Annotated in this window: 1 protein-coding gene; it reads left to right on the plus strand. The window is 66.3% G+C overall.

What is annotated here, in order from left to right; translation table 11 throughout:
* The first annotated feature begins 79 nt into the window (after positions 1 to 79).
* Positions 80 to 1642 (plus strand): IS1182 family transposase, encoded by a 1563-nt coding sequence (locus BJG92_RS08735; protein WP_232083641.1) that lies wholly within the window; start codon positions 80 to 82, stop codon positions 1640 to 1642.
* Positions 1643 to 1829: the final 187 nt, after the last annotated feature.

Raw genomic sequence — 1829 nt, forward strand, 5'->3', positions numbered from 1 at the left:
CTAGGAGACTGCTGAATTAATCGGGAGGCGTTAAGGCGCGTCGGCTGGACTGGTGGGGCTGGTGGTTAAGACTGGTTGTATGCAGGGACGTGAGGACGCGCAACGCGGGTATTTGGATGTCGAGGCGCTGGCCGGGGAGTTGCTGGTCCCGGGCAGCGTCTTCGCTTTTCTTGCCGGGCATCGGGGGCGGTTGTTTCCGGATTCGATGATGGAGGACCTGTTTCCGTCACGGCGAGGCCGGCCTTCGGTTCCGGCGCCGGTCATCGGGTCCGTGCTCGTGCTGCAGGCGTTGCAGGGCCTTTCGGACCGGGAAACCGCGGAGGCGTTGACCTTTGATCTGCGGTGGAAGGCCGCGTGCGGGTATGGGCTCACTGATAGGGCGTTCCACCCGAGCACGTTGACGTATTGGCGGAAACGGTTGGCAGCGTCGGGGAACCCGCACCGGGTCATGGAAGCGATCGCCGAGGTGGTTACGGAGACCGGGGTCCTGAACGGCCGGCGCCGGCGGGCGGTGGATTCAACGGTCCTCGATGACGCGGTCGCCCGGCAGGACACGGTGACCCAGTTGATCGCCGGCGTCCGCCGCTTCGGCCGCGAGATCCCCGGGGGCCAGGACCTGATCGCGGCCCACGCCTCCGGGTATGACTACACCCGCACCGGAAAACCGGACATCGCCTGGGATGACCAGGACGCCAAGGACGGGCTCATCTCGGCCCTGGTCACCGACGCGCTGGCACTGCTCGCCGCGGTGGATCCAGGCACGTTAGAGGGTAAGGCCGCTGATGCGTACGCGCTGCTGGCGCTGGTGGCCGGGCAGGACGTGGAACCGGCGGACGGCTCGGACGGCACGGACGGGCGGTTCCGGATTGCCCGGAAAGTCGCGCCGGACCGGATGATCTCGACCGTTGACCCCGAGGCCCGGCATGCGCATAAGACCCAGTCCCGGCAGCAGGACGGCTACAAGGCCCACATTGTTATCGAACCTGACACCGGGCTGATCACCGTGGCGGAACTGACCAAGGCGGCCGGTCCGGAGAACAGCGACGGAGCCGTCGGGGCCCGGCTGATCACGAAGGACCCCACAATCATCGGCAGCACCGGCGTGCAGGTCCTTGCCGATTCGGCCTACGGCTCCGGGGAAATGCTCGCAGCTCTCGCCCTGACCGGACACACCCCGGTGATCAAGCCCTGGCCGCTGCGTCCCGCCGTCGAGGGCGGCTTCACCCTGGACGACTTCACCGTCGATGAGGCCGCCGGGACCATGACCTGCCCGAATGGCCTCACCCGCCGAATCACCGCTAAACGCACGGTCACGTTCGGTGCCGCCTGCGCCGGCTGCCCGTTTCGGGCCCGGTGCACCACCGCGGCCCGGGGACGCAAAATTGAGCTGCATCAACACGACGCGTTGCAACGCGAACACCGCCAACGCGCCAAGGACCAGGACTTCCAAGACGAATACCGCACTCACCGGCCCATGGTCGAACGCTCCATCGCCTGGCTCACTCGCGGGAACCGCCGAGTGCCCCACCGCGGCATCAGCCGGAACAACACCTGGCTGCAACTGCGGATCGCTGGCCTGAACCTGCGCAGACTCCTCAACCTGGGACTCCACGACAGCAATGGAACCTGGGTAACGGCCTAAAGGACGAAAGACCAGCCAACGGCGCCCGGGACCCATCACCGAGCCTTACTGAAAGCCCCAGCCATCTAGGATCCAGACCACCCGGAACATCAACAAGTCAGTGCCCGGGCCTGCTCACAGCAGCCAGCAGCTGCCTCGGGAAAAGATCCAGCCCCCTCAAGCCCACTAATTCAGCAGTCTCCTAGGC

Origin of the sequence: Arthrobacter sp. SO5, from assembly GCF_020532805.1 — a bacterium.
Taxonomy (GTDB): Bacteria; Actinomycetota; Actinomycetes; order Actinomycetales; family Micrococcaceae; genus Arthrobacter.